Below are 25,133 nucleotides of genomic sequence, written 5' to 3' on the forward strand. Positions count from 1 at the left end.
CTGGCTGCAAGCGGATGGAGGAACGAGGAAAGAAACGGTAGCAAAAAAGATCAAATGAAAAAATGCCACCCAGCGATACGTCACCGGATAATCACATAATTCCGATACTCACCCAACGGACTGCCTGTCAGTTTTTCGTACCAGCCCTTCACGCGATCTTTCAAGGTAAGGCGGTTTTGGGCGGAGGGGTCGAAGGAGAAGTGCCAATTGAGGGCGGCGATTCGTTTTTGCATCGCCTGGGGATGAGTTCCCTGGAAGCGGTGCAGGCGGTCTACTTGCGAATAGTCGAACTCGTTCACCTTCGGAATGTTTTTGTCGATCCACTCGTCGTTGAAATAGAAACGGTTAAACTGAAGTTGCTTGCCTTGCATGGCCTTTGGTTCGCGCACATAGCCATAGTGAAAGATGGCTGCCGGAATGTGCTTCACGTTGAGCTTCCGGTTGGGAAGGATGCGGAAGCCTTGTGCGTCGCGATAGGAGAAGACGTCTTTCCGGTTGCGCACAACGCGCACCTCGCGCCGGTACCATCGGTAGGAGGCGCCGTAGAAATCGTAGGAGCCATAGAAGTGCGTGTAGTCAAACAACAATCCTTCCACGGCCTGGTCGTCTTTGTAGCGGATCATGTTCTGGCGCACGGCGTCGATGTATTTTTCGTGGAGCACTTCGTCGGCCTGGATGTAGAAGGCCCAGTCTGATGATGGGTCGATGGCGGCAAAGGCCTTGTCTGTTTCCACGGCCAGCACGCGCCCGTTTTCGCGGAGCGAGTCGTCCCACACGGTTTCGATGATGCGGATTTTGGGTGATGGAATGGAGCGGATCAGGTCCAGCGTTCCGTCTTCCGAATTTCCTACGGCCACCACCAGTTCGTCGCAGAGGGGCAGGATGGAAGTGATGGCTTCAACAACGGGATAGTCGTATTTGATGGCGTTTCTGACAATCGTAAAACCACTTACTTTCATAGGGGAAAATCCGGTTTATGAACAAGGCGGGCCGGGCTCAAAGATAAGCAGAGTACGCCGTACGACCGCGTAATTTTTGGACGGTACAACCTTTTGCGTGCGGCCGTTGTCCAATGCGTGGACTTTGGGCACATGTTTGAGCGTTGACTCCTGTGATGTATCTTTGCACAACTTTTTTGCGAAGGTATGCGTTGGACTACGCGATGTGGGCCGGAAATTTTCTTCTCACGGTCTGTGGTTCAGGCATTTGAATAATGAAAGTGTGCAAAGCAAGAAGATCGTAGACGTGATGAAACGGTTCCGGGCAGACAAAACGTTGACGCCAGACAACCCCCCCAGTGCCCCCGCCGTGAACAATATCGCAGCCTTGCCAGCGCAGGGACTGACCCCCGTCGTGGTGCGAACACGTTTCGCGGCCGCGTCATATATACACAATCGTGCAGTGAACTATGGAAAATTATCCGCGTTTTGAGTTGTCCGGTCCCTTGCGGAAAGAACACACGGACTTCTTTGCGCAATATGGTTTTTTACATTTTTCCGGTTTCGTTCCCCGCGAAAGCGTGAACCAGATCCGCGACGAGATCCGGCGTATGGAAGTGCACGACGGTCGCCTCTGGCATCCTGTGGCACAAGCCACTATCTTGGGTGAACAAAGCCGCCGGCAAGTTATGCACATACCCATCATCAGCGGCGCCTATGCCATCAAACATGAAAAAAGTCCGACGTTAATGTATCAGCACTTTCAAAATTTGGTCCGCTAGCGAATGAAGCACGCGATCGTCACAGGAGCCAGCAAAGGACTGGGAAAAGCATTGGCCCAGGCCATGGCCGCACGCGGCTATGATGTGCTGCTGGTGGCCCGCTCGGAAGCGTTGCTGGAGCAATTGGCGTCCGAAATAACACAACAACATCCCGTGAAGGCCCACTGCCTCGCGCTGGATCTCGCACTGCCCGTGTCGGCCGATCAGATTGCGGCCTGGTGTGCAGACCGTGGTTTTCAACCGTCGGTGCTCATCAACAACGCAGGCTTTGCGTGTTGGGGCTATTTTGAAAAACTTTCGCTGGCACTGCAGCTTCAGATGTTGAACCTGCACGTGCAGGGCATGGTGGCCCTCACACACCAGTTGTTGCCGGCACTGCGCAAACACGAACAAGCCTACGTGCTGAATGTGAGCAGCACCACGGCCTATCAGGCTGTGCCAACGCTGTCGCTGTATGCCGCCAGCAAAACGTTTGTGCGTTCGTTCAGCCGCGGTCTGCGCTATGAGCTGCGTAACAGTCCGGTGTCGGTCACGTGTCTCAGTCCCGGGCCCATGTCCACAAACTTTATTGCCGAAGCCAACATGCACGCCATGCAGCAGACGGCCGCCAAGTTTGAGATGACGGCCGACGAGGTGGCCCGTCGCGGTGTGAAGGCCATGTTTAACCGACGCGCCGAGGTCATACCCGGCTGGATGAACCGGCTCACGGTGGTGCTCTCGAAAGTGGTGCCCGATGCTCTGCTCGAACGAATTGCCAGCAACCTCTATCAATCCAAACTATCATGATCCATAAAAACAACGGCGGGACGGTGGTTCCGGCGACAGCAATTTTTAGAACGACATGCTTGTGAAAGACAACTGGAAAAACGCCTGGGCATCTCCCGACTTCAGGAAACATTTCATCGTCACACTATCCATCCTGGTGTTGATGGTGGCATTCATAGACCACTTCTTTTATTATATCCAATCGCGCGATGGCCACCCGCTGCGCGACGTCGTGCTCGACTGGCTTCCGGCTGACGACGTGTCGAACTATATCTTTGCATCGCTCTACATCGGCGTCATCATTGCCATGGGCAGCGCCCTGCGTTATCCCGAAGCGTTGCTCACCGGGTTGCAGGCCTACGGCTACCTCACGCTCATGCGCATGTGCACGCTCTACTTCATTCCGCTGGAGCCGCACCCCGCCATCGTGTCGCTCGAAGATCCGTTCATCGGCTACCTGTTCTACGACAAGATCGAGATCACAAAAGACCTTTTCTTCTCGGGCCACGTGTCCACCATCTGCCTGCTCGTGATCACCGCTCCGGGCCGTAACCTCCGCATCTTCCTCATCCTCGACACCATTCTGTTGGCCGGACTCATGCTCGTGCAACACGCCCACTACACCGTCGACATTCTGGCTGCCCCGCTCTTCGCCGCCTTCAGCGTTTACCTGGCCGGCAAGCGAACGCAAACGGTCATTCCCAGTGCGATCGGGAAAGAGTCGGTCAACGAATAGAGACAGATTAAAATGTAAAAAGCGTAATGCCATGTGTTGAGACGGCATTACGCTTTTGTGTTTAAGGATTTGTCCGGCTTCAAACGTCCGGCCCAATTCGGGTTTGTGTCTACTTCAGGTGGGCTCTGAGCATCCACGCCATTTTTTCGTGTTCTTCCATGAGGCCGGTTACGAAATCGCTTGTGCCCAGGTCGCCATAGTCGTTGGCGAAGCGGTTCACGCTTTCGCGGAGTTTCATGATGATGCTTTCGTGGTCGGTCACCAGTTCGTGCATGTAGCCTTTCGAGTCGTTGCCTTCGCGGTTCTGTTCGGTGAGGCGTGTCAGTTGAAGAAAATCTTTCAGCGTGGCCGGTGTGTAGTGACCCAGGGAGCGAATGCGTTCGGCCACTTCGTCGATCACTTCGTCAAGCTGTTCGTATTGGGATTCGAAAAATTTGTGTTGGCTGTGAAAGTCAGGGCCTTCCACGTTCCAATGGGCACGGCGTGTCTTGGTGTAGAGCACATACTCGTCTGCCAGCAACTTGGAAAGTTCCTGGGCGATCTTCGACAGGTTGTCTGCCTTGATTCCGATGTTTGTTTGCATATGGATGTTGGATTATTAGTTCTTGGAAATAGGTATTGGTATTGACAACGTGCGTTCAGGTCTTCTCGTGAGGATTGATTTCTTTCACTAGCCCGCTGGAGTATCCCACAATCACCTTGGTCACCATGCTGTAGCTGAACAATCCGGTGGCCACAACGCCGGGGATCTTCCTCAACTCGGCATCGAGCAGAATGGGGTGGAGGATTTCCTTGAACTGGCAGTCGACCGTGAGGTTTCCGTTTTCGGTAATGTAGTCTTGTCCGTTTTCCTGGCGGATGTGGGGCTCGCATCCTGTGGCCTTCAGGTGTTGCAGGGTGAGGCTGGTCGCGAAGGGCACAATCTCGACGGGCAACGGAAACTTGCCAAGCTTCTCCACCAGCTTCGACGAGTCGGCGATCACGATAAAATCCTTGCTGTTGTAGGCCAGAATTTTTTCGCGTGTATGCGCGCCGCCGCCGCCTTTGATGAGGTTGCACTGTGCATCCACTTCGTCGGCGCCGTCGATGGTGACGTCGATGCTGTCGATGGATGAGAAGGACACGATAGGTATGTTCAGTTCGCGCGCGAGTTTTTCGGAGCGGTCAGAACTGGCCACTGCCTTCACGGTGAGCCCTTGTTTGGCGAGCTCGCCTATTTTCTGAATGGCAAAGAACACCGTGGAGCCGGTGCCCAGGCCGATGGTCATTCCGGGTTCGATGTATCTCACAGACCATTCGCCTGCGTAACGTTTAGCCTCCATGATGATGCGGTGGGTAGTAGCCTCTAAAGTTATGCGCCAAATGTTGAAAACAAATCACGGGATTGAAATATTCTTTTACTTGAAAATGATTACGAATTGTACCTGCGTCACCCCGGGCTAGCGTTGCCACAACACATCCACAAACCAACGTTTGCTGTCCACAAAATGCTGCAGCGGCACAAAGCCCGACTCCACGGCAAGGTTGTCGATTTCTTCCAGCGAATACTTCTGCGAAATCTCCATGAACACCGGCTCGCCCTCGGCAAAGCGAATGGCATTGGGACCGATGTGCACCTGTTGCTGTCGGCGGCTCACCAGATAGCTCTTGCAGGAGCCGGTGTGCGGATCGTAGGTTGGGTAGTGTGCGAAGTGGTCGAGGTTAAAATCGCCACCCAGCTCGCGGTTGATCCGCTTCAGCAGGTTCAGGTTGAAGGCGCGCGTAATGCCCTGGCTGTCGTTATAGGCATCGAGAATAACCATCGGATTTTTCTTCAGGTCAAACCCGATCAGCATCACGTCGCCGGGCAAGAGGTGGTTATACAACTCACGGCAAAACGCCACGGCGCCCTGGGGCGGCACGTTGCCGATGCTGGAGCCCATGAACATCACCAAACGACGGCGCCCTTTCTGTTCGGTTTCTTTCAGCATCTCCAGGTAGTCGCCTTCAAAACCCTGCATGCGCAGGCCGGGCAGTTGCTCGGGCAACGTGGTCTGCAGAAGCGAAAGCACGTTGTGCGAAATGTCGATGGGCATGTAGGTGTAGTCAACGTCGCGGTTCAGCAATTCCTTCAGCAGGTAGCTTGACTTGGAGGCATCGCCCGGGCCCAGCTCCACCACGTTAAACGCATCGGTGCTCGCCTGGATGGCCGAAGCGATGGCGTCGGTTTGGTGCGAGAGAATTTCCAGTTCGCAGTCCGTCAGGTAATATTCGGGACATTGCATGATGCGTTGAAAGAGCGCGTCGCCTTCTGCATCATAGAAGTATTTTGATTTGAGGGCCTTTGGCGATGCCGTTAGACCGCTCACCACATCGGTATAGAATTCCAGGCGCGCAGTTTTTCTGTTCTTAAGCCGGGTGTAGTGTTCTTCCTGAAGGTGTATGCTCATGAGTGAGGTGGTTAGTGCGCCAGACGTATGCCCGTGAGTTGCCAACGCAAATGGGGGTGGAAAAAGTTTCGATAGGTGATGCGGCCGTGTTCGGGTGAGGTAAATGCCGATGCGCCGCGCAACACTTTTTGGTTCACCATAAATTTGCCGTTGTATTCGCCCACGGCGCCGGGTGCACGCACAAAGCCGGGGTAGGGCAGGTAGGCACTCTCGGTCCATTCCCAACGGTGGCCCCAGGCAAAATTCGGAGCGGCCGCTTCCCATTCAAATTCCGTGGGCAAACGTTTGCCCGACCACACAGCAAAGGCGGCCGCCTCATAGTAGCTCACGTGTGTTACGGGCTGTTGCAAGTCTACGGGCACGAAGCCGCGGAGCGTATAATGAAACCATTGGTCGTGTTGCCGATACCAATAGAGCGGTGCTTCAATGCCCTGGGTCTTCACCCAGTCCCAGCCTTCGGCATGCCAGTGCACAAAATTCCTGTATCCACCGTCGGCGATAAACGCGAGGTATTCTTCATTGGTAATCAAACTGGTGGCGATGGCGTAGGAGGGAAGGTAAACTTTATGACGGCCCAGTTCATTGTCATAACAAAACGCATCGCCTTCATAACCGATCTCATACACGCCCTCCATCATGGCAACCGAAGATGGGGGCGACGGTGGCGCGGTGATTTCGATGTGGATGTTTTCGTCGTAGGCAGGCAGCAACGGATTGTGACCCAGAATAAATTTGATGTCGGTCCACAACAGTTCCTGGTGTTGTTGTTCATGATGGCAACCCAGGGTGATGAGGTAGTGCAGGTCGTCGGCCAACGGTTGTTGCAGGAGCGCGACCATGGCGTTGTCAACATGTTTGCGATAGCGAAAGATTTCGTCCACGGTGGGGCGGCTCAGGTTTCCCCGTTGCGTTCGCACCACGCGTGTGCCCAGGCTTTCGTAATAGCTGTTGAAGACGAAGTTGAAGTTTGGGTTGTATTCCGCATAGCACTCCCGGTAGGTTTTCAAAATCAAGGTTTCAAAAAACCACGTTGTGTGGCCCAGGTGCCATTTCGGTGGGCTAACGTCGCCCGTGGGTTGCACCACATAGTCTTCCGTTTGCAACGGGGCGCATATTTCTTCTGTCAGCTTTCGTACTGACAGAAATTGTGCCGTCAGGTTCGCTTCGCGTGAGGGTTGGGTTGGTGGCGTGAGAATGGCGGGCATGGGTCAGGGGTTGTCTAGCGTCATGAATAAGTTGTTCAAAGATTCGGAAAAAGTGGGATGTGCAAAAATCATATCGCGTATTTGGTCATACGGAATATTTCCGATCATGGCCATTTGCAACACCGACATAATCTCTCCGCCGCCGGGTGCCAGAATTGACGCGCCCAGAATTTGATGCGTGTCGTCATCCACCACGGCCTTCATGAGTCCCCGTGTTTCACCGGTTTCGATGCCACGGGCCACGCGATTCATTTTCAGCTTCGCGATTTTTACGCGACGCCCGTTGGCACGCGCCTCCTTCTCCGTCATGCCGATGCGTCCCAGTTCGGGGTCGATAAACATGCAATAGGGCACGGGACGGTTTCGGATGGAGAGGTTGGCGTGGTTCAGAACGTTTTGTGCTACAATGAGGTAGTCGTTGTAGGAGATGTGCGTAAACGCCGGGCCTTCCTTCACATCACCCAGTGCATACACGCCTTTCACCGAAGTTTCCAGTTGGTCGTTGGTTTTGATGAAGCCGTTTGCCGTCAGGGCCATGTTGCCTTGTTCTGGTTTCAGGGCCGCCAGGTTTGGAACACGTCCGGAGGCAACGAGCAGATGCGACCCCGACAGGTGTTGGGTGGTTCCGTTCACAGTTAAGTCTATTTCAATCTTTCCCGGTGTTGGCGAGCTCAGGTTGGTGATTGTGGCGCGTGTATGGAAAACGATTCCGTCTTCTTCCAGAATGGCGCGTATCTCGCGTGCCACGTCGTCGTCTTCCTTGTGCAGGAGGTCGGCCGATTTCTCCAGTATGGTGACACAACTCCCAAGCCTTCGGTAGAGCTGACCGAATTCAAGCGCGATGTAGCCAGCGCCGAGAATGATCAGGTGTTGAGGAATTTCTTTCAGGTCCATGATGGTGGTAGACGTGAGATACGGAACCGTATCTAACCCTTGCAGGGTTGGGATGGCGGGTGTAGCCCCGGTGTTGATAAATACAAAATCGCCCTCGGCCTCTTCCATTTCTCCGTTGGCCAGCACGATGCTCACCTTTTTTTCTCCGGTGAACGTGGCCGTGCCGATAATCACCTCGAGGTTAGGTAGGCTGTTCACCCACTTTTCTGCCCCCGTGCGTTTTGTTGACACGATCGCGTCTTTGCGTGCGATCACTTTTTCGATGTCGATTTCGGGAGAAGGGAGATTCACGCCGAGGGCACCGGCGGTGCGGGCCAGGTAGGCTCTTCGGCCGCTGGAGAGCAACGCTTTGCTGGGGGTGCAGCCATCATTCACGCAGGTGCCACCAATCCAACGTTTTTCAACAAGGGCTGTGCGCCAGCCGGCTTTGGCCAGTTTCACCGCCAGGGGTGTGCCGGCCTGACCCGACCCGATGATGAGTGCATCGTATTTTTTCATCTTCATGTTGTAAGTAAGCACATAACACCAAATGACAAAGATATCCGTATTACCTTTTCATTATCCTGCATAAATCCCTGAAAGCGATGTACAAAAATAATGTGCCAACTCGTCTCAAGTCGTCGTGAACGGCAGATAACGGGAACCAAAGGACGAATTTTGGGTATGAGATGTTTGCGCATTGACCGTGCGTGTTGACGATGAAACCGATGGGAATTTTCACCTCGTTGTCATGCCCAAGAAAACTGCCCGCCATCAAAATTCGTGCAACTTGAAAAAAGATTAAGAAGTGTAGATTTTTCTACACACTCCTGATTTTACTTCGCGATAAAGTCGATTTCCCCTTGGAGCAGGATGGAAATTGAGAGTGTTTCTTCATACTTTGTACAGAATAAACGTCCTGCTATGAAAACCAAATCAGCGCCGAAAGAGAAGCGTGTCCCCGCAGCAAAAGTTTCCACGTCGCGCACGGCCAAGAAAAAAGCAACCAACGGCCACACCAACGGAACTTCAAAAACCACAACACATTCCAATGGCGCCTCCGTGGACGTGAGCGGTTCCAAAGAATTGCTCCGCGTGCTTACCGAAGTAAAGAACGGAAACTTCAGTGTGCGCATGCCCATAGACGAAGAAGGACTGAACGGCAAAATCTACGATACGCTCAACGAAATCATATCGCTCAACGAAACCATGATGCTGGAGTTTACCCGCGCCGGCAACACCATTGGCAAGCAGGGCAAGCTCACACAACGCATCGAAATTCCAAGCACAAAAGGAGCCTGGAGCGAAGGGGTGAATTCACTCAACGTGCTCATCTCGGATCTGGTGCACCCCACCATTGAAATCGCGCACGTGATCAGCTCGGTGGCAAAAGGAAACCTGTCGCAGGAGATGCCCGAAGAAATTGGCGACCACCGGTTGGAAGGCGAATTTCTCCGCATTGCCAAGGAAGTGAATTACATGGTGAAACAGCTCAACCTGTTCTCGATGGAAGTGACCCGCGTGGCACGCGAAGTGGGATCGGAAGGAAAGCTCGGCGGACAAGCGAAAGTGAAAGGCGTGGGCGGCGTGTGGAAAGATTTGACCGACTCGGTGAACCACATGGCCGGTAACCTCACCAACCAGGTGCGGAACATCGCCGAAGTGACCACGGCCATTGCCCGCGGAAACCTCTCCAAGAAAATCACGGTGGATGTGAAAGGTGAAATGCTGGAGCTGAAAAACACCATCAACACCATGGTGGATCAGCTCAACTCGTTTGGTTCCGAAGTAACCCGTGTGGCGCTGGAAGTGGGAACCGAAGGACGACTCGGCGGGCAAGCCACGGTGAAAGGCGTGGGCGGTGTGTGGAAAGATTTAACAGACTCGGTAAACCAGATGGCCGGCAACCTCACGGCCCAGGTACGTAACATTGCCGGGGTGACCACGGCCGTGGCAAAGGGAGACTTATCAAAGAAAATTACGGTAGACGCCAAAGGCGAATTGTTGGAATTGAAAAACACCATCAACACCATGGTGGATCAGCTGAACTCCTTCTCAAGTGAAGTGACGCGTGTAGCCCGCGAGGTAGGATCGGAAGGACAGTTGGGAGGCCAGGCCGATGTGCCCGGCGTGGGGGGAACATGGAAAGATTTAACAGACTCCGTAAACGAAATGGCCGGTAACCTAACCAACCAGGTGCGGAACATTGCCGGTGTAACAACGGCCGTAGCCAACGGCGACTTGTCAAAGAAAATCACGGTAGATGTTCGCGGGGAAATGCTGGAGTTGAAGAACACCATCAACACCATGGTGGATCAGCTCAACTCGTTTGGCTCTGAAGTGACGCGTGTGGCGTTGGAAGTGGGAACAGAAGGAAAGCTCGGCGGGCAGGCCACAGTGAAAGGCGTGGGCGGTATCTGGAAAGACCTGACCGACTCGGTGAACCAAATGGCCTCCAACCTCACGGGCCAGGTGCGGAACATAGCCGGTGTAACAACGGCCGTGGCCAACGGCGACTTGTCGAAGAAAATCACGGTAGACGTTCGCGGGGAAATGCTGGAGTTGAAGAACACCATCAACACCATGGTGGATCAGCTCAACTCGTTTGGTTCTGAAGTGACGCGTGTGGCGCTTGAAGTGGGAACAGAAGGAAAGCTTGGCGGGCAGGCCACGGTGAAAGGCGTAGGCGGTGTGTGGAAAGACCTGACCGACTCGGTGAACCAGATGGCCGGTAACCTCACGGCACAGGTGCGGAACGTGGCGGGGGTGACCACCGCCGTGGCGAAGGGAGACTTGTCAAAGAAAATCACGGTAGATGCCAAGGGCGAGTTGCTCGAGTTGAAGAACACCATCAACACCATGGTGGATCAGCTCAACTCGTTCTCGTCGGAAGTGACGCGCGTGGCGCGCGAGGTGGGTTCGGACGGACAGTTGGGTGGTCAGGCCAACGTGCCCGGTGTAGGCGGAACGTGGAAAGATTTGACCGACTCCGTGAACCAGATGGCATCTAACCTCACCAACCAGGTGCGGAACATTGCCGAAGTAACCACCGCCGTGGCGAAAGGAGACTTGTCGAAGAAAATTGCCGTGGATGTTCGCGGAGAAATGCTGGAGTTGAAAAACACCATCAACACCATGGTGGATCAGCTCAACTCCTTTGGTTCGGAAGTGACGCGTGTAGCCCGCGAGGTGGGTTCGGAAGGACAGCTCGGAGGCCAGGCCGATGTGCCGGGTGTGGGTGGAACATGGAAAGACTTAACAGACTCTGTAAATAAAATGGCCGACAACCTCACCAACCAGGTGCGGAACATCGCCGACGTGACCACCGCCGTGGCGAAGGGCGACTTGTCGAAGAAAATCACGGTAGACGTGAAAGGGGAAATGCTGGAATTGAAAGACACCATCAACACCATGGTGGATCAGCTCAACTCGTTTGCCTCGGAAGTGACACGTGTGGCCAGCGAAGTGGGATCGGAAGGAAAGCTTGGCGGACAGGCCACCGTGAAAGGTGTGGGGGGTGTGTGGAAAGGCCTCACCGACTCGGTGAACCAGATGGCCGGCAACCTCACCGCCCAGATCCGGAACATCGCCAACGTGGCCATTGCCGTGGCCAACGGCGACTTGTCAAAGAAAATCACGGTAGACGTTCGCGGCGAAATCCTGCAGCTGAAAGACACTCTGAACACCATGGTGGATCAGCTTCGCGGTTTTGCCTCGGAAGTGACGCGTGTAGCCCGCGAGGTGGGTACGGAAGGAAAATTAGGCGGGCAGGCCTTTGTGCCCGGGGTGGCCGGAACGTGGAAAGATTTGACCGACTCGGTGAACCAGATGGCCGGTAACCTCACCGACCAGGTGCGGAACATCGCCGGTGTAACAACAGCCGTAGCCAACGGCGACTTGTCGAAGAAAATCACCGTAGACGTTCGCGGCGAAATGCTTGAGCTTAAGAATACCATCAACACCATGGTGGAGCAGCTCAACTCCTTCGCCTTTGAAGTGACCCGTGTGGCACGCGAAGTGGGAACAGAAGGAAAGCTTGGTGGACAAGCCGAAGTGCGCGGGGTGGCCGGAACGTGGAAAGATTTGACCGACTCCGTGAACCAGATGGCTTCGAACCTCACAGGCCAGGTGCGCGGCATCGCGAAAGTGGTGACCTCGGTGGCCAAAGGAAACCTGAAACAAAAACTGTCTATCAACGCCCTGGGCGAGTTGGCGCAGTTGACGGATACCATCAACGAAATGATTGACACGCTGGCCGTGTTTGCCGAACAGGTAACCACCGTGGCCCGAGAAGTGGGTGTGGAGGGACGCCTGGGCGGACAAGCCAGCGTTCCCGGAGCATCCGGAACCTGGAAAGATTTGACCGAAAACGTGAACCAGCTCGCCGCCAACCTCACCACGCAGGTGCGCTCCATCTCCGAAGTGGCCTCGGCCGTGACGCAAGGCGACTTGACGCGGACCATCCGGGTGGATGCCAAGGGCGAATTGGAAGCGTTGAAAGATACGATCAACCAGATGATCACCAACCTTCGCGAAACAACCCTCCGAAACCAGGATCAGGACTGGCTGAAATCAAATCTCGCCAAGTTCACGCAGATGTTGCAGGGACAGCGCGATTTGAAAACCGTAACAAAACGCATTCTGTCCGAGCTTGCGCAAGTGGTGTCGACACACTATGGTGCCTTCTACATTCTGCAGCAGGAAGACGAAACGCAGCAAGTGAAACTGAAACTGTTTGCGGCCTATGCCTATAAGGAAGAAAAAAACATTCCCCGCGAGTTTGCTATCGGCGAAGGATTGGTAGGACAGTGCGCCTACGAGAAAGAAAAGATATTGCTCACCAATGTGCCGCAAGGCTATGTGAAAATCAATTCTGGATTAGGCAAAGCCAAACCAGCCAACCTCATCATCCTTCCCATCGTGTTCGAAAACAAAGTGAAGGCCGTGATTGAATTGGCGTCGCTCGATGTGTTTAGCGAAACCCACCTTGACTTCCTCGACCAGCTCACCGAAAGTTTGGGTATTGTGTTGAACACCATCGAAACCAACACGCGAACCGAAGAACTGTTGGCGCAGTCGCAGTCGCTGGCCGGCGAGCTCAAGACACAGCAGGAAGAACTTCGCCGCACAAACGACGAGCTTCAGGACAAGGCGCTGCTGCTGGTGAAACAGAAAGACGAAGTGGAAGCGAAGAACAAGGAAGTGGAAGAAGCCCGCAAGTCGCTGGAAGAAAAAGCCGAACAGCTCACGCTCACATCGAAATACAAATCCGAGTTCTTGGCCAACATGTCGCACGAATTGCGCACGCCACTCAACAGCTTGCTGATTCTCGCGCAACAGCTCTACGAAAACGCCGAAGGCAACCTGAACGACAAACAGATCCGCTACGCCAAAACCATTCACTCATGTGGCGACGATTTGATCCAGCTCATCAACGACATACTCGACCTTTCGAAAATCGAATCCGGGTTCATCTCGGCCAACATCTCTTCGGTGCGCATCGCCGAGATATCGTCGTTTGTGGAAACCACATTCAAGCCGATCTCGGAAGCCCGCAACCTCAAATTCAAAATTGAAACCGACACCGCGTTGCCGGCCTCGATGGAAACCGACATCCAACGCCTCAACCAAATTCTGAAGAACCTGTTGTCGAATGCTTTCAAGTTCACGGAGAAAGGTGAAGTGGCCTTGCGCGTGTTCCAGGCAAAACGCACGTGGAAACCGGGAGCGTCGTCGTCGCTCGACAATGCTGCTACGGTGGTTGGCTTCTCGATCAGCGACACGGGCATCGGCATACCACAGGAAAAACAACTGATCATCTTCGAAGCCTTCCAGCAAGCCGAAGGGTCTACCAGCCGGAAGTATGGTGGAACAGGGCTGGGGCTATCCATCAGCCGCGGCCTGGCCGAATTGTTAGGGGGCACGATTGAACTTGATAGTGAAGCAGGGAAAGGCAGTACGTTCACCCTCTACCTGCCATTGAACAGCGTGTCCAACGTGGCGCCGCGCGAAGTATCGCAGAGCATCAAAGTGATACAGGAAATGCAGGACAGCGCAGGCAACCAGATCAACAACCTGCTGGGCAACCTGCGCATCACAAGCGACGGCGTGGAAGCACGCAACCTCGACATCGTGAACGAAATGATCAACGACACCGGCGACGACCGGAGCCACATACAAGCCAGCGACAAAGTGGTGCTGGTGGTGGAAGACGACCTGCGCTTTGGCAAGATCGTGATCGACAAAGCCCACGAGAAAGGACTGAAGGCCATCGTGGCCACCAACTACCTCGAAGTGTTTGATTTCATCAACCGCTTCGCGCCCATCGCCATCACGCTCGACGTGAAGCTGCCCGACACCAGCGGATGGAAAGTGATTGACTTGCTGCGCAACGATCTTACCTACCGTCACATTCCCATCCACGTTATCTCCGGCGAAGAGAACCGGCAGCTGGCTATGAAGCGCGGCGCCCGCAGCTTCCTGTTGAAGCCCCTCAACAACGACTTGCTCAACGCCCTCTTCGACGACATTGTGGCCTATGATAAAAAAGAGAAAAAGAGCATCCTCATTGTGGAAGACAACGAGCTCGACTCGTCGCAGATCGCCAAGATGCACCACGATGACAAGTTGCAAGTGACCGTGGCCAACACAGCCAAAGAAGCCCTCGACCTGGTGAACGCCGAAGACTTTGATTGCATCATTCTCGACTACACCTTACCAGACATGGCTGGCACCGACCTGCTTCAGGAAGTGAGCCGCGCCAAACGCGACAACACGCCGGTCATCGTCTACTCGGCCAAAGACTTCAACAAAGTGGAGATGACCACCGTGAGCCTTAACTCAAGCTCGCACATTGTGAAAGGTGTTAACTCCATTGAGTATCTGCTGGAAGAAACCATTTCGCACCTGCACATCAATCACAAATCGCTGGCACCCGAAAAACGGAGAATCATCGAGAACATCCGGAACAAGGAAGATATTCTCACCGGCAAAAACATTCTTGTTGTCGATGACGACGTGCGCAACTTGTTTGCGCTCACCACCGTGTTCGAGCGCTTCAACATCAACGTGATCACGGCCGAAAGCGGGAAGGAGGCCATCAACATTCTTACCGAAAATCCGAAAATTGAAATGGTGCTCATGGACATCATGATGCCTGAAATGGACGGTTATGAAACCACGCAGAAAATCAGGCGCGAGCATAAAAACAATACGTTGCCGATCATTGCCGTGACGGCGAAAGCCATGAAGGGCGACCGTCAGAAATGTATAGAGGCAGGCGCTTCCGACTACATCACCAAGCCGGTGAAAATAGACCAGCTGCTGTCGTTGATGCGTTTGTGGTTTTGTAAATAAGGGAACATACGTATGGAACCGAAGATATTGCTCGTAGACGATCGCGAAGACAACCTGCTCTCCATTGAAACCATTCTGGAGCCCAACGGCTACCGCTTTGTGAAAGCCAACTCGGGCCGCCAGGCATTGAAGGTGCTGCTGAACGAGTTCGACTTCGCCATGATCCTCATGGACGTGAAGATGCCCAATCTGAACGGCTTCGAAACGGCCGCGCTCATCTATGAACGCGAGAAGCTCAAACACATTCCCATCATCTTCATCACCGCCAACAACTATGGCGACGAGAACATGTTCAAGGGTTATCAGTCAGGCGCCATCGATTACATTTTCAAACCCATCAACCCCGATGTGCTACGGGCCAAGGTGGGCGTGCTCATTGACCTCTATCGCAAAAACCGGTTGCTCTATGAACAGGAGCAAAAGCTGATTGTGATCAATCGGAACCTCGAGCGCGAAATCAACGAACGCAAGGTGTCGGAAGAGAAAGTGCGCCAGCTCAACCATAAGTTGCTGGAGAATATTGCCAACCTCGAATCGGCCAATAAGGACCTGGAGCGCTTTGCCTTCATGGCCTCGCACGATTTGCAGGAGCCCCTGCGAAAAATCCGCATGTTCAGCGACCGGCTGTTCAACAAATACAAAGACGTGTTTCAGGAAGACGCCAAGATGGTGACCCGCATTCAGCAGGCGGCCGAACGCATGCAGGCGCTCATCGTCGACATCCTCGCGTTTTCAAAAATCTCCATCGACAAGTCTGCCTTTGTCATCAGCGACCTCAACGTGGTGTTGCAGGACCTGCTGGGAGAAATGGAAGAAGAGGTGCACGAAAGCCAGGCCAAGATCTCCATCGAACCCCTGCCACAGCTGTGTGTGAGCCCCAGCCTCATGCGTCCGCTTTTTCAAAACCTCATCAGCAACGCCTTAAAGTATCGCCAGAAAGATCGTGAGACGACCATCCGCATCCGGTCGGAGGTGAGCGTGGGCATTAATGAACGTGATAAAAACCTGGTGAATCGTTATTGCCGCATTTTTGTGGAAGACAATGGCATTGGCTTCGATCAAAAATATGCCGAAGAAATCTTTGGTATGTTCCGCCGCCTGCACAACAGCGGCGACTATGCCGGCACCGGCGTGGGGCTGGCGCTCTGCAAGAAGATAACCGAACTGCACAACGGCTTCATCTCTGCCCGCAGCAAAGTGAACGAAGGGTCTACGTTCATCATCTCGTTGCCGCTTAAACAGGAAGAGCTTGAGCAAGGCAGATCCAGGGTGGACGCGCCATCGCATACGTAAAGCCTGGCCAATAGACGTTGTAGAAGATTTCCTTGATAAAAGATTCCTGGGGGTGTTACCAGGGCGTGGTAAGAATGTAGCTCAGCGCGCTGCAAAGGTCGGCAAAACGCGTTGGCTTGATCATGTGGTGGGCGGCACCTTCGGCCGTGATTTCCTCAATGTCCTGTTCGCCAAAAAACGTGGAATACATGATCACGGGAATGTTGTTGATGTCGCGGCGTTTTTTCAGTTCCTGAAGCACCTGCTTCCCGTTCATGCGGGGCATGTTCAGGTCGATGAAAAGAATATCCGGACGGGCCAACGTGTTGCCTGTCAGCAGGGTGAGGGCCGCATCCCCGTCGTTGGCACAGAGACAGTGCACGGTGGGTGCCACTTCGCTTACGGCGTCCATAAAAATCTCCTGGTCTTCCACGTCGTCGTCGACAAGGAGAATTGTGCGATACAGGCTCATGCGAGTCGTAGGGTGAAGTGGAGAATGGAACGTACAGGAAACAAGCGAACTGGATATGTCCAGTAAAGATAAATAGAATTCAGAACGTCCCTTCAGACAATTCTGAAATTAATATCGGGATGGCTTCTTTCGGATGGGAAAGCTAGTTGAATTAGGATGAATGGTGACCACGTAGTGCGTTGGTCCCTGCTTCCAGGGGCGTTGCCGTCTGATAATCTGAAAGCTGCTCATGCGTGGAGAGGTTGGGAACGTCGATAATAAACGTGGTGCCCGTCTGCAACCCCGACTTGATTTCTACGGTCCCCTTCAGTTTCTCCACGGCTTCCTGAACAATGTAGAGCCCTAGTCCGGCACCGTCGTTGTTGTGGGTGGCGCGGAAAAACATATCAAACACCTTCGACAAGTAAGCCGGATCAATACCGATGCCGTTGTCTTCAAATTCCATGTGTGCACGTTCGCGCGAAACCTGGATAGAGATGCGCAGATACGGTTGAGCTTTTGCCTCGTCGTAATATTTGATAGCGTTGGAAATGATGTTGTTGAAAATAACCGACAGTCTGTACTTGTCAGACCAGAACGGATAGTTTTCTTCCACCGAAATGTCTTTCACAATCTTTTCCGATCCGGGCATGTATTGCATGCGTTCGAGGTTGTCGGTCACCAACTGACGGATGTTTATTTTTTCTACTGTCAGATCCTGGCGGGCATTGCGCGAATAGTCGAGTATTTCTTTCAGGGTATCGTCCAGCTTGTTCATGCTGTTTTCCATCATGCCGAAATATTCATTGAAGAAATTCCCACGCTTCTCGTCTTCCATACGTGCCAGGTTGATGAGCCCAAGCACCGAGCGAAGAGGCGCGCGCAGGTTGTGCGATACGCTATAGACAAAGCTGTCGAGTTCTTTATTGATCTTCATCAGCTCGTCATATTGCCGGCGCATGGCATCGTTGGCCATCATCTTGGCGGCTTCGGCTTCGCGTTGGCGCACGGCGTTAATGATGGCGGAGGGAAGCCGGGTGAGATTTGATTTCAGCACATAGTCGTCGGCACCCTGCTTCAGGGCGTTCACGGCAAACTCTTCCGACACGGCGCCGGTCACCAGAATGAACGGTATCTTCAGTCCCGACTCCAGATAAATGGCGAGGGCTTCCTGCGAATTAAATTGAGGGAGCGAATGGTCGGAGAGAATAACATCTATCTGATCATCGTGAAGGGCGGCAATAAATTCATAACGATTGTCTACGCGCTTCGTCGTGAAATCAAGATTTGCATCGGTAAGAATGTATTCGATAAGTTCCAGATCATCTTCCATGTCTTCGAGGACAAGGATTTTAAGATTCTTTTCCATAAGAAAGTTATAGGCACCGAGAGAAGCGCAATTATTGTTCCGATATTATAAACGCAATTTCGAAAGAAAAATGTGGGTTGCGACGCACATATTGTGTAGAGGATTCTACAGAATGCGTAAAATTGACATGGAATACCTGCCTGCGTCTTCGGGTTGGGATGGTTATTAAATGAAGAAATGATGAGACTGCAGCCGCTGTTTTTTGACCGGTTTACATAAAGTAACAACGGTTTTCTTTTTTGGTTAAAAAGAAGTAAAAAAGAACCACCTTTCACAACGGATTGGCCGTATAACGAACAGCAACTATGAACGATTTCCTCGCGGCACGTTTGCAGATGGCCTTCTCGCTGGGCTTCCACATCATCTACGCCTGCATCGGCATGGTTATGCCATTCTTCATGGCAGTGGCGCACTATAAATGGATCACCACTGGCAACGAAGTGTATCGCAACATCACCAAAGCCTGGAGCAAAGGCGTGGCAATCTTCTTCGCCACAGGCGCCGTGTCGGGCACCATGTTGTCGTTTGAACTGGGATTGTTATGGCCTGAGTTTATGAAACACGCCGGGCCCATCTTCGGCATGCCTTTCTCGCTCGAAGGCACCGCGTTTTTTATCGAAGCCATTTTCCTTGGATTTTTTCTGTACGGCTGGGGACGCTTCAACACCTGGTTTCACTGGTTCACCGGCGTGGTGGTAGGCATCAGCGGTTTGGCATCGGGCATCCTGGTGGTGTCGGCGAACGCGTGGATGAACAGCCCCGCCGGTTTCGACTTTGTGGATGGCCAGTATCTCAACATCGATCCCATTCAGGCCATGTTCAACGACGCGTGGTTCACGCAAGCCTTGCACATGACGCTGGCGGCCATTGCCGCAACGGGCTTTGCCGTGGCCGGTGTTCACGCCCTCATGATTCTGCGACGCAAAAACGTTTCGTTTCACCTCCATGCCTTTCGCATTGCCGCAACCTTTGGTGCCGTGGCCGCTTTGTTGCAACCCCTCAGCGGTGACCTGTCGGCCAAAGATGTGGCCGTGCGGCAACCGGCGAAACTTGCGGCCATGGAAGCACACTTTCATACACAGAAACATGCACCGCTCATTGTAGGCGGAATACCCGACGCGAAAAACAAAGACGTGAAATTTGCCATCGAACTTCCCGGCATGCTCAGCTTCCTGGCCCACGGCGACCTGGATGCGGAAGTGACAGGCCTCGACCAAATTCCGGAAGCGGATCAGCCACCCGTGTCCGTGGTGCACTATGCATTTCAGCTCATGGTGGGCGCTGGCATGTTCATGATGTTGCTGGCCCTGATGCTGTTTGTGGCTTTCCGCAAAAAAGCATGGTTCGAACACCGCTGGTTTATGCGCCTGTTTGCCCTGGCCACACCGTTGGGCTTCCTGGCCGTGGAGGCAGGTTGGACAGTGACCGAAGTGGGACGACAACCCTGGATACTGCACGGCATCATGCGCACCCGCGATGCCGTCACGCCCATGCCGGGCATTGTGTGGTCGTTCTATCTTTTCACGGCGGTCTATATCTCCCTGAGCATCATCATCATCTTCCTGCTGAAACGTCAGATCCAGAGCGTTCCGGCGTTGTATGATCAACCAACCTTAACGCCGAAGTCATGAGTTATGTGGTGATCACCTTTTTGTGGCTGTCGATCCTGCTCTATTTTCTGTTGGGCGGAGCCGATTTTGGGGCAGGCATTGTGGAGCTGTTCACCTCGTCGCGCAACGTTGACCGTACACGCCGAACCCTCTATCACGCCATCGGGCCCATTTGGGAGGCCAACCACATGTGGCTGATCATTGCCATCGTTATTCTCTTTGTGGGTTTCCCTGTGATTTATAGCGAGCTGTCCATTTACCTGCACATTCCCCTTGTGGTCATGCTCATGGGCATCATTGCCCGGGGAACGGCCTTTGTGTTCCGGCACTACGACGCCGTGCGCGACGACATGCAGGAAATCTACAACCGCGTTTTTGTGTGGTCAAGTTTCATTACCCCGCTCTTTCTGGGCATCACGGCGGGCAGCACGGTGTCGGGTCACATCCAACCCGACGCCAAAGATTTTATGACGGCCTATGTGCTGGGCTGGTTCAACTGGTTTTCAATTTCCGTGGGCTTCTTCACCGTGGCGCTCTGCGGCTTTCTTGCCGCCGTCTACCTCATTGGCGAAGCCGATGAAGAAAGCGCGCGCAAGGGATTTATACGCAAAGCACGTAATGCCAACATCATTGCTGTGGTGTGCGGCATCCTGGTGTTTGTGGCGGCCGAAGTAGATCACGTTCCGTTGGTGACGTGGGTATTTGGCGACTCCGTAGGGGTGACGGCGGTGATTGCGGCAACGCTTTCGCTTGTTGCGCTGTGGCGATTGATCCCGAAAAAAAGACGACTGGCGCTGCGCATACTGGTGGCGTTTCAGGTAACTATGATTTTGTTGGCGATCAGCTATGCACACTTTCCGAACATTATTATCATGGCAGGGGGAAAGACCCTTTCGCTTTACGATTATCAGGCGCCTGCTAAAACGATGTCGGCATTGGGGTGGGCGCTATTGATTGGGAGTGCGTTCATTCTTCCGGCGTTGTTCTATCTGTATTATAGTTTTCAAATTAAACGGATGCGGCATTTTGAAGAGGCCTAGTGTGATGCGTTAGTGCGCTCCAGGCACGACACCCGTCCGGGCCGATGCCTGGTAGACTTCTGTGTGATCTTCGGCAGGAACAAAAAAAAGAGAGCTGTTCCAAACCTGAAACAGCTCTCGGTTGTTCTATATGCTAACTGCGTATCAACTCAATTTATAAGATAGCAACACAAAAAAAGAGTTGAGAGCATTCTGTCATCCTCATTCTCGCTATATCACCGCTCTCACTCTAATTTCATTTTCACGTTGCACGCAACATCGTAATTGCAAGGTGTCAATTCACGACATTCTGTTCGCTTACGGATTCATCGTCAGCAATGCTTCTTCGGGTGCGGTGCGGGTCAGGGTGTAGATGTGCGCGGTTGCGCCGACATGCACTTCGTAACGATCTTCTTCAAATGCGCTTACCAGATCTGACGCCACTTCCGAAGGGGGAATTCCTCTTTCGCCGCCGATCTCTGTAGAGAACTCTGTGTTTACCAGGGGAGGCATCAATTCAAATACTTTGATGTTGCTCGATTTGGCCAACGCAAGTCGCAGCGATTGTGAATAGGAGTGGAGGGCTGCTTTGCTGGCGCCGTAGGTTGATAGTTTATGATTGGGGGCAAAGGCCACGATTGAGGTGACGTTCACGATGGCTGCTTCGTCTTGTTTCTTCAGCAAGGGGAGTAACGCTTCGTTGAGGCGGATCACCGACAAATAGTTGGTGAGCATTTCTTCGCTGGCTTTTTCGAAGGTACCATAGTCGTCGGAGAGGCTGTGCACGAACGCGCGGCCTGCGTTGTTCACCACCACATTGAGGTTGGGAAACTTGGCGGCAAGGGTTTTGGCCAGTTGGTCAACGTTGTCGCCTTTGGTCACATCGAAGGGGATGGCGGTGACCCCGGGAATTTGTGCGGCAGCGCGATTCAGACGGTCCTGGTCGCGGCCGGTAATGATGACGGCGTTGCCTTTGGCGGCAAACTGTTTGGCAATCTCGAAGCCTATGCCGGCACTGCCGCCGGTGATGAGGACTGTGTTTTGTGTTGTTTTCATGGTGATAGGAAAGTAGATGGTGTTTTGATATAATATACCAATCGGTATAATTTCAGAACAGACCGGTTTCCCAAATAGTTCTTGCGCCCGGAAATGTTTTTTGAAATTTGTTTTATCCAGCCTCTCGGGATGCCGGGCAACAGCAATGGAACGTGCTGACTGATAACGCCCTAACAGGGGTTTGCCTTTAGATTAACTTATCAGTATTTTCACCGCGCGGCATGGCGTTCGGCAATCGTATCGGAGGCATGCCCGTGTTTGCTAAACCGTGTTCATTCCACATTGCTCATTAACCTATGACATCTTTTAGACCTATCATTCTATTCTTAAGCATTGCCACCGTCATGCTATCCTGCCAGAAATCAACCGAAGAAAACAAAACCGCCGCCAGCACCGACACCGCCGAAAACCCGTTGTTGCAGGTTTGGGATGGACGGTTCGGCGGCTTGCCGCCGTTCGACAAAGTGAAGGTGAGCCATTTCGCGCCGGCGTTCGACGCGGCCACGGCAAAAAATCAAACCGAGATCGACGCCATTGCGGGCGAGACTGCAGCGCCCGATTTTGAAAACACCATTGTGGCTCTGGAGAAGGCTGGCCAGGAATACGCCCGCTTCAAAACATTCTTCAACATCTGGTCCAGCAACATGAGCGACTCCGTGTTTCAGAAAGTTGAAGCAGAGCTCACACCAAAGGCCGCCGCCTTCAACGACAAGATGATTCAGAACGCAAAGCTTTTTGCGCGCATCAAAGCGGTCTACGAATCTGACGCGCTGAAAAAACTCACTCCCGAGCAACAACGCCTCACATGGTTATACTACACCACCTTTGTGCACTCCGGTGCGCAACTTGACTCCACGGCTAAAGTCAGGCTTTCAGACATCAACCAAAAGCTGGCCGAGCAGTTCACCAAGTTCAGTCAGCACGTGCTGGCCGATGAGAACGATCAATACATCACCATCACGGCCAAGGAAGATCTTCAGGGGCTGCCGCAAAGCCTTATTGACGCGGCGGCCGAGAGTGCCGGGCAACACAAGCTTGCCAACGCATGGGTGATTGCCAACACGCGCTCGTCTATCGATCCGTTTCTCACCTTCTCGACCAACCGGGCCCTGCGCGAGAAAGCGTGGAAGATGTTTATTAACCGTGGCGACAAGGGCGACGCCAACGACAATAACGCCATCATCACCGAAATTCTTAAGCTTCGCGCCGAAAGGGCCACGCTGTTGGGTTTCAAAACGCACGCCCACCTCATGCTCGACGACAAAATGGCGAAGACTCCCGAACGCGCCATGGCCCTCATGGAAGAAGTTTGGAAGCCCGCTGTGGCCCGTGTGAAAGTGGAAGTGGCCGACATGCAGGCCATTGCCAAAAAGGAAGGAGCCAACCTGAAAATTGAACCGTGGGACTATCGTTTCTATGCCGAGAAAGTGCGCAAGCAACGCTATGACCTGGATCAGGGCGAGATAAAAGCCTACATGCAACTCGACAAAATGCGCGAAGGCATGTTTTGGGTGGCAGGCGAGTTGTTCAACTTCTCGTTCACTCCCCTCGACAGCATTCCGGTCTATCATCCCGATGTGAAAGTTTGGGAAGTGAAAGACAAGACCAGTGGCCGCACCGTTGGCGTGTGGTATTTCGATCCGTTTGCGCGTCCCGGAAAACGTTCGGGCGCCTGGATGAACACCTATCGCAACCAGAACAAACTCGATGGTGCCATTCCCATGGTGTCGAACAACAGCAACTTCATTAAAGGAAAACCCGGCGAGCCCGTGTTGATTTCACTCGACGATGCCAACACGCTCTTTCACGAATTTGGTCATGCCCTGCATGGCTTGTCGTCGAACGTGACGTATCCTTCCTTGCAGTCGCCCAACGTGGCCAGCGACTATGTGGAGTTCCCTTCGCAGTTGCTGGAGCGCTGGTTCACCACGCCCGAAGTGCTGAACACCTTCGCGTTGCATTTTGAAACTGGCAAGCCGCTGCCGCAGGCCTTGGTGGAAAAAATTAACAAGGCCAAAAGCTTTAACTCCGGCTTCAACACCGTGGAGTATTTGGCAAGCGCACTGGTAGACATGAAACTTCACCTCGAAGGCGCGAAGACCATTGACCCCGACAAATTTGAACGCGAAACACTGGGTGCGTTGGGCATGCCGTCGGAAATTGTGATGCGTCATCGCACGCCACAGTTCCTGCACATCTTTGCGGACGATGGATACTCTGCCGGATATTATAGCTATATCTGGTCGGACGTGATTTCGGCTGACGCCTTCACAGCCTTTACCGAAGCCGGTGGTCCTTACGACAAGAGTGTGAGTGCCCGCCTGAGCCAGCATGTGCTTTCGGTAGGCAACACGGTAGATCCCGCAGAAGGCTATCGCTTGTTCAGAGGCCGCGACCCAAAGATCAACGCGCTGATGGAAGCACGCGACTTTGCGAAACCAAATAAGTAGCCAAATGGTTTTAATTTCTTCACACGGACCTCAGCGCCTGAGGTCCGTGTGAAACTATTGCGCTTATGCGAAAATAACAGCGGTGTTGAGTAGTTGGGAATGAAATGAACGCGGGAGTTAGCGTGAGCGAAATTCGAACGGAACTTCTACCTGCTCTGAAAATTCAGTGCCTGCGTCCTGCACTTCTTCGTCGTCGGCATAAGAATACCAAACGATCTGGATGCCTTTGATGTCTTTGAGCACGTGCAGCAAATCGAGAATGAGTTTGGAGGAAGCGGTGTTGAAATAGTCGAGTTTGAAAACAAAGGCGGTTGTGGGATTGGGCGAAGCGCCGTATGCTCTAAGCCAGTCCATGATGGGATTAAAAAACGAAACAGCATCTTCGGGGAGCGACCGGCCCGAAATTTCAAAATGGCCCTTCGCGCTATCTAAGATCACCTCTGGGGTTTCGTCACTGCTCACTAAATGAAATACTTCCATACCTTTTTATAGAAATTGCGCTAAACATCGAAAAGGAAGAGGATCTGAATTTTGGCCAAAGGTAATGATCGGTTGTGTTCAATGCTTACCATTTGTAAAAGTTTCACCGTCACAATCGCCGAAAGTTTTGAATTCCTGAACCGGCCTGCATTCCTGGCCGTTGAGAGGACAATTTCGCAATCGAATGTTTTTCTGTTTCTGAAAATAACGCTCTGTGTGGACGTCATTTTTGTTTTTTTTGTAGGTTAGCGCCTGAAATGGATGTTATTCAGTTTGTTTGATTTACGAACCTGTTGTACTAACCCCACCCAAACAGTTTTGATTGTGCTCAAGTTGACTACT

At 53.0% G+C, this 25,133-nt stretch carries 18 protein-coding genes; 8 read left to right on the forward strand and 10 right to left on the reverse strand.

What is annotated here, in order from left to right; genetic code table 11:
- Positions 1-80: 80 nt before the first annotated feature.
- Complete coding sequence (locus tag JI741_RS29105; RefSeq protein WP_202015704.1) at positions 81-959, reverse strand: glycosyltransferase family protein; 879 nt, start codon at positions 957-959, stop codon at positions 81-83.
- 449 nt (positions 960-1,408) lie between these two features.
- Between JI741_RS29105 and JI741_RS29110 the strand changes: the two genes are divergently transcribed.
- Genes JI741_RS29110 through JI741_RS29120 form a run of 3 tightly spaced genes read left to right on the forward strand, consistent with a single transcriptional unit; the run spans position 1,409 to position 3,221 of the window.
- Positions 1,409-1,720 (forward strand): hypothetical protein, encoded by a 312-nt coding sequence (locus JI741_RS29110; RefSeq protein ID WP_202015706.1) that lies wholly within the window; start codon positions 1,409-1,411, stop codon positions 1,718-1,720.
- Between the two features lie 3 nt (positions 1,721-1,723).
- Positions 1,724-2,506, forward strand: a complete 783-nt coding sequence (locus JI741_RS29115; protein ID WP_202015708.1) for an SDR family NAD(P)-dependent oxidoreductase — start codon at positions 1,724-1,726, stop codon at positions 2,504-2,506.
- Between the two features lie 55 nt (positions 2,507-2,561).
- Entirely contained in the window at positions 2,562-3,221 is a 660-nt protein-coding gene (locus JI741_RS29120; protein ID WP_202015710.1) for a phosphatase PAP2-related protein, read from the forward strand.
- A 109-nt stretch (positions 3,222-3,330) separates the two neighbouring features.
- Here JI741_RS29120 and JI741_RS29125 read toward each other — a convergent pair whose 3' ends face one another.
- The 5 genes from JI741_RS29125 to JI741_RS29145 all read right to left on the reverse strand — a co-directional run bounded on the left by JI741_RS29125 (position 3,331) and on the right by JI741_RS29145 (position 8,253).
- Positions 3,331-3,804, reverse strand: coding sequence for a Dps family protein (locus JI741_RS29125; protein WP_202015712.1), 474 nt, complete (start codon positions 3,802-3,804; stop codon positions 3,331-3,333).
- 55 nt (positions 3,805-3,859) lie between these two features.
- The gene (gene rpiA, locus JI741_RS29130; protein ID WP_202015714.1) at positions 3,860-4,543 is read right to left on the reverse strand and encodes a ribose-5-phosphate isomerase RpiA; all 684 of its coding nucleotides are present in this window, start codon (positions 4,541-4,543) and stop codon (positions 3,860-3,862) included.
- A 117-nt stretch (positions 4,544-4,660) separates the two neighbouring features.
- Positions 4,661-5,650, reverse strand: a complete 990-nt coding sequence (gene egtD / locus JI741_RS29135) for an L-histidine N(alpha)-methyltransferase (protein WP_202015716.1) — start codon at positions 5,648-5,650, stop codon at positions 4,661-4,663.
- Between the two features lie 11 nt (positions 5,651-5,661).
- The gene (egtB, locus tag JI741_RS29140; protein ID WP_202015717.1) at positions 5,662-6,855 is read right to left on the reverse strand and encodes an ergothioneine biosynthesis protein EgtB; all 1,194 of its coding nucleotides are present in this window, start codon (positions 6,853-6,855) and stop codon (positions 5,662-5,664) included.
- A 3-nt stretch (positions 6,856-6,858) separates the two neighbouring features.
- A complete protein-coding gene (locus JI741_RS29145) occupies positions 6,859-8,253 on the reverse strand; it encodes a mercuric reductase (RefSeq protein WP_236676329.1) in 1,395 nt (464 codons plus the stop codon).
- 399 nt (positions 8,254-8,652) lie between these two features.
- Between JI741_RS29145 and JI741_RS29150 the strand changes: the two genes are divergently transcribed.
- Positions 8,653-15,084: a HAMP domain-containing protein gene (locus tag JI741_RS29150; protein WP_202015718.1), complete on the forward strand. Its 6,432-nt coding sequence runs from the start codon at positions 8,653-8,655 to the stop codon at positions 15,082-15,084.
- A gap of 12 nt (positions 15,085-15,096) precedes the next feature.
- Positions 15,097-16,377: a response regulator gene (locus JI741_RS29155; protein WP_202015719.1), complete on the forward strand. Its 1,281-nt coding sequence runs from the start codon at positions 15,097-15,099 to the stop codon at positions 16,375-16,377.
- A 55-nt stretch (positions 16,378-16,432) separates the two neighbouring features.
- Here the strand turns inward: JI741_RS29155 and JI741_RS29160 are convergent, their stop codons facing one another.
- Together JI741_RS29160 and JI741_RS29165 are read right to left on the reverse strand one after the other, a co-directional pair.
- The gene (locus JI741_RS29160; protein WP_202015720.1) at positions 16,433-16,828 is read right to left on the reverse strand and encodes a response regulator; all 396 of its coding nucleotides are present in this window, start codon (positions 16,826-16,828) and stop codon (positions 16,433-16,435) included.
- A gap of 151 nt (positions 16,829-16,979) precedes the next feature.
- Complete coding sequence (locus JI741_RS29165; RefSeq protein ID WP_202015721.1) at positions 16,980-18,176, reverse strand: sensor histidine kinase; 1,197 nt, start codon at positions 18,174-18,176, stop codon at positions 16,980-16,982.
- A gap of 305 nt (positions 18,177-18,481) precedes the next feature.
- Between JI741_RS29165 and JI741_RS29170 the strand changes: the two genes are divergently transcribed.
- Positions 18,482-19,807, forward strand: coding sequence for a cytochrome ubiquinol oxidase subunit I (locus JI741_RS29170; protein WP_202015722.1), 1,326 nt, complete (start codon positions 18,482-18,484; stop codon positions 19,805-19,807).
- Positions 19,804-20,826 (forward strand): cytochrome d ubiquinol oxidase subunit II, encoded by a 1,023-nt coding sequence (locus JI741_RS29175; RefSeq protein ID WP_202015724.1) that lies wholly within the window; start codon positions 19,804-19,806, stop codon positions 20,824-20,826. Before JI741_RS29170 ends, JI741_RS29175 begins: the two co-directional genes overlap by 4 nt.
- Positions 20,827-21,123: 297 nt before the next feature.
- Here JI741_RS29175 and JI741_RS29180 read toward each other — a convergent pair whose 3' ends face one another.
- Entirely contained in the window at positions 21,124-21,861 is a 738-nt protein-coding gene (locus tag JI741_RS29180) for an SDR family oxidoreductase (protein WP_202015726.1), read from the reverse strand.
- A 296-nt stretch (positions 21,862-22,157) separates the two neighbouring features.
- Here JI741_RS29180 and JI741_RS29185 point away from each other — a divergent pair, with 296 nt between their 5' ends.
- The gene (locus JI741_RS29185; protein ID WP_236676330.1) at positions 22,158-24,311 is read left to right on the forward strand and encodes a M3 family metallopeptidase; all 2,154 of its coding nucleotides are present in this window, start codon (positions 22,158-22,160) and stop codon (positions 24,309-24,311) included.
- A gap of 117 nt (positions 24,312-24,428) precedes the next feature.
- Here JI741_RS29185 and JI741_RS29190 read toward each other — a convergent pair whose 3' ends face one another.
- The gene (locus tag JI741_RS29190; protein ID WP_202015728.1) at positions 24,429-24,791 is read right to left on the reverse strand and encodes a DUF1987 domain-containing protein; all 363 of its coding nucleotides are present in this window, start codon (positions 24,789-24,791) and stop codon (positions 24,429-24,431) included.
- Positions 24,792-25,133: the final 342 nt, after the last annotated feature.

The organism is Chryseolinea lacunae (genome assembly GCF_016735595.1).
GTDB classification, from domain to species: domain Bacteria; phylum Bacteroidota; class Bacteroidia; order Cytophagales; family Cyclobacteriaceae; genus Chryseolinea; species Chryseolinea lacunae.

What these genes read in the sequence shown, in the direction of transcription:
- JI741_RS29170 (WP_202015722.1), top strand. Translation starts at nt 18,482, where the DNA reads ATGAACGATTTCCTCGCGGCACGTTTGCAGATGGCCTTCTCGCTGGGC.
- JI741_RS29105 (WP_202015704.1), bottom strand. Translation starts at nt 959, where the DNA reads ATGAAAGTAAGTGGTTTTACGATTGTCAGAAACGCCATCAAATACGAC.
- JI741_RS29145 (WP_236676329.1), bottom strand. Translation starts at nt 8,253, where the DNA reads ATGAAGATGAAAAAATACGATGCACTCATCATCGGGTCGGGTCAGGCC.
- JI741_RS29160 (WP_202015720.1), bottom strand. Translation starts at nt 16,828, where the DNA reads ATGAGCCTGTATCGCACAATTCTCCTTGTCGACGACGACGTGGAAGAC.
- JI741_RS29190 (WP_202015728.1), bottom strand. Translation starts at nt 24,791, where the DNA reads ATGGAAGTATTTCATTTAGTGAGCAGTGACGAAACCCCAGAGGTGATC.
- JI741_RS29110 (WP_202015706.1), top strand. Translation starts at nt 1,409, where the DNA reads ATGGAAAATTATCCGCGTTTTGAGTTGTCCGGTCCCTTGCGGAAAGAA.
- egtB (WP_202015717.1), bottom strand. Translation starts at nt 6,855, where the DNA reads ATGCCCGCCATTCTCACGCCACCAACCCAACCCTCACGCGAAGCGAAC.
- egtD (WP_202015716.1), bottom strand. Translation starts at nt 5,650, where the DNA reads ATGAGCATACACCTTCAGGAAGAACACTACACCCGGCTTAAGAACAGA.
- JI741_RS29150 (WP_202015718.1), top strand. Translation starts at nt 8,653, where the DNA reads ATGAAAACCAAATCAGCGCCGAAAGAGAAGCGTGTCCCCGCAGCAAAA.
- rpiA (WP_202015714.1), bottom strand. Translation starts at nt 4,543, where the DNA reads ATGGAGGCTAAACGTTACGCAGGCGAATGGTCTGTGAGATACATCGAA.
- JI741_RS29180 (WP_202015726.1), bottom strand. Translation starts at nt 21,861, where the DNA reads ATGAAAACAACACAAAACACAGTCCTCATCACCGGCGGCAGTGCCGGC.
- JI741_RS29125 (WP_202015712.1), bottom strand. Translation starts at nt 3,804, where the DNA reads ATGCAAACAAACATCGGAATCAAGGCAGACAACCTGTCGAAGATCGCC.
- JI741_RS29120 (WP_202015710.1), top strand. Translation starts at nt 2,562, where the DNA reads ATGCTTGTGAAAGACAACTGGAAAAACGCCTGGGCATCTCCCGACTTC.
- JI741_RS29185 (WP_236676330.1), top strand. Translation starts at nt 22,158, where the DNA reads ATGACATCTTTTAGACCTATCATTCTATTCTTAAGCATTGCCACCGTC.
- JI741_RS29115 (WP_202015708.1), top strand. Translation starts at nt 1,724, where the DNA reads ATGAAGCACGCGATCGTCACAGGAGCCAGCAAAGGACTGGGAAAAGCA.
- JI741_RS29165 (WP_202015721.1), bottom strand. Translation starts at nt 18,176, where the DNA reads ATGGAAAAGAATCTTAAAATCCTTGTCCTCGAAGACATGGAAGATGAT.
- JI741_RS29155 (WP_202015719.1), top strand. Translation starts at nt 15,097, where the DNA reads ATGGAACCGAAGATATTGCTCGTAGACGATCGCGAAGACAACCTGCTC.
- JI741_RS29175 (WP_202015724.1), top strand. Translation starts at nt 19,804, where the DNA reads ATGAGTTATGTGGTGATCACCTTTTTGTGGCTGTCGATCCTGCTCTAT.